Here is a 2,938-nt window from a genome sequence, read left to right as displayed (position 1 = left end):
TTTAATGATCATCTGGCTATTGTGGGAGCAACCGATAAATCCAGTCAAAAATTATCAGAGATAACCCTCATCACCAGCGGCGATGGGACTGCCCAAGATGGCATGGATATTGGCGCTGCGGTTGTTTCTGCTTTCTCTGCCACGCTGGGAGAAGACACGATGAAAACGGGTGAGCCATTTATAATAATGATGAAACTGATGGCAATGAATAAGAGCAACACAGAAGAAAAAGAATCAGTCTCAACCATTTTCAATGGCATAAAATTTAGTTTTTTCAGCAGTGATACTGTCGGTTACCTGTTTACAGTAGAACCAGCCTGATGCTATATGGGAGAGTATAAAAAAGCGCGGGCAATTACATTTTATGCCGCTATGGCTGACGTATGTTCTGGTACTAACGTAAAAATTTATCCTGTAGCTTGTATTCAGGTCAATTTCAATAAACAGTGCTTAGCGGTTAAAGTCATCCACGACATTGAACGTACTGAATCGTCTGCCACAGAGCAATGCATCATGCATAAAATTAATCGACCAGCTCGATTCAGCGTTTGCCGCATGGCAAAAGGTGCCTGATTACGCACCGGCAGGCGTTGTTTTCCCTTGCTACGAAAATTTAATTTCAGCAGATAATAAATTTGGTGAACCCGCTTATGGTTCCAGCGGTGAGCCTGCCTGCGAAGCACCTGAAAAAGTTTCTAAAACCGTATCTCTAATAGCATCCTGCATGCCTGGCGTATGTTCATCGCAAATTGCGCGGTCAGTTAACTGACGAGCTCACGCGTGATCGCTGGTTTTAAAGCTTTTTTTCGATAACATCTTTCAATACCCAACACTCCAGACTCAGGTCGGCAAACATCTTTGACAGTACGTCATACATCCGGCTTCGACAGACTTCAGAACGGGCGATGTTCTGGTGCTAAGTGAATCGGATCTTACGCATGGCACTCTCCTCCAAGGACATCATCTGTATGTCGGAAGATCTCTAAAAATTAATGGGTCGTTTAAGTGGGATACTTATAATCGTACATGGCTTGTTCGGCGAATGCGGTGGTGTACACTTTACTGTCCAATTGCGCTAGGATGTATAACTGTAATTTACCACTTATACAGCGGGGCTTTACTGTCATACCTCATCCAGTTCTAGAGAAGTTATGACCTGCTCCCCGTTGATTAGTACACCCCGATGTTAGTAATGTCTTCATAAGCCACATGAGGACATCCCCATGAAGAAGCGTTTTTCCGACCAACAGATCATCAGTATTCTCCGCGAGGCCGAAGCCGGAGTTTCTGCCCGCGAGCTCTGCCGCAAGCACGCCATTTCCGATGTCACGTTTTACACCTGGCGTAAAAAGTATGGCGGTATGGAGGTGCCCGAGGTTAAGCGGCTGAAGTCGCTTGAGGAAGAGAACGCACGACTCAAGAAGCTGCTGGCCTAAGCCATGCTGGATAAGGAGGCGCTTCAGGTGGCCCTGGGCCGAAAGTACTGACGACAGACCAGAAGCGGGAAGCCGTGGTGTTGATGTGTGATGCGACCGGTCTGTCGCAACGTCGTGCATGCAGGCTTACAGGTTTGTCCCTGTCGACCTGCCGTTACGAAGCGCAGCGTCCGGCATCGGATGCGCATTTATCCGGGCGCATCACCGAACTGGCACTGGAGCGCAGGCGTTTTGGTTACCGCCGCATCTGGCAGCTGCTGCGCCGCGAAGGGCTTCATGTTAATCACAAGCGAGTATACCGGCTCTACCATCTGAGTGGACTCGGCGTAAAACGCAGACGTCGTCGTAAAGGGCTGGCAACAGAACGTCTGCCGCTGCTCCGCCCGGCGGACGAGTCTCTAACTGGATGCATGACCATTTTCAGGTGGGGCATAAGCTGGCAATGGAAATGCCTGTAGGTGAATTTTATATCGATAACACTGTTGATAAGGTCTTATTACTGGCAGCCGGCAGTGGGATAACACCAATGATATCAATGCTGCGTTACCTATATGATAATAAAAAGGCTAGCGATATTTTCCTTTATTATCAATGTCGTACTCGTGAGGATATTGCTTTTAAATTAGAGCTCGATCATCTTCAGACAGTAAATCCCAATCTAAAAGTCATTATCGCATTAAGTCAACCGGATGCATTATGGGACGGGCAAAAGCAACGCTTAGATACCAACACTATCAAGGGTATCCCTGAGGTAATTGGGCGGCAAGTATTTGCCTGTGGCCCTGATGAATTCATGAAGTATGCAAAACATGAATTATTAATGCTGGGTTTACCTGAGTCTCAGTATCACCAAGAAGCTTTCAGCGTGTCTGCTATTCCGCAATCCGTATTCACACCGATTACCCTGACAATAAATGGAACCGCTTTCGTGGGCCATAATCAGCAACCTTTGTTGCCTCAGGCTGAGCATGCGGGTGTGCTGCTCCCTTATGGCTGCCGGGCAGGGTTTTGTGGTCAATGCAAAGTTAGACTCGTCTCTGGGCGTGTTGACCAACAACGCTCGGCAGCATTGTCTTCAGAAGAACAGCGGAGCAATTATGTGTTGGCATGCTGCTCTGTTCCATTAACGGATGTGGAAGTGGTGTCTCAGTGACGCGGCCGCTAATTTATTCAATGATGGGGTTGTGTATAGCTGTAGCGACCCACATTTATAAATTCACAAACCTGCATTTATCGCGTTTTTCGACCCGAATTATCTGCATCTATTTGGAGTACCAAACCCAGATTAAGTGCAAATGAACCTGCATTTTATGGCTTCGACCTGCATTCCATTCAGACGAACCCACAATAACGGCCATTCGAAAGTTTTAGACTCCAGAAGGAATCGAAGGCAATCACTCGATATGGAGATGGAGAAATCCAAATATGAACAGCCTCAGTGGCCGAATACGTTGGTAGTGAGTTTATGCTTCCGTATGATTAATACGCCGTGCTTGCTCATA

Annotated in this window: 2 protein-coding genes and 2 pseudogenes; 3 read left to right on the top strand and 1 reads right to left on the bottom strand. The window is 47.0% G+C overall.

The features are described 5' to 3' along the window. On the top strand, positions 1 to 321 hold a 321-nt coding region (locus V1952_RS20975), incomplete at its 5' end, for a hypothetical protein (RefSeq protein WP_420075467.1). A 132-nt stretch (positions 322 to 453) separates the two neighbouring features. Here the strand turns inward: V1952_RS20975 and V1952_RS20970 are convergent. Continuing rightward, positions 454 to 865: pseudogene (locus tag V1952_RS20970) on the bottom strand (IS3 family transposase); the annotation flags it as partial. Between the two features lie 358 nt (positions 866 to 1,223). Here V1952_RS20970 and V1952_RS20965 point away from each other — a divergent pair. Further along, positions 1,224 to 1,849, top strand: a pseudogene (locus V1952_RS20965) (transposase); the annotation flags it as partial. Positions 1,850 to 1,878: 29 nt separating this feature from the next. Further along, positions 1,879 to 2,589: a flavin reductase family protein gene (locus V1952_RS20960; RefSeq protein WP_420075466.1), complete on the top strand. Its 711-nt coding sequence runs from the start codon at positions 1,879 to 1,881 to the stop codon at positions 2,587 to 2,589. Positions 2,590 to 2,938: the final 349 nt, after the last annotated feature.

Origin of the sequence: Yersinia sp. 2542 StPb PI (assembly GCF_048593855.1) — a bacterium.
Classification (GTDB): domain Bacteria; phylum Pseudomonadota; class Gammaproteobacteria; order Enterobacterales; family Enterobacteriaceae; genus Yersinia; species Yersinia enterocolitica_E.
This window is presented reverse-complemented; position numbering and strand designations above follow the sequence as displayed.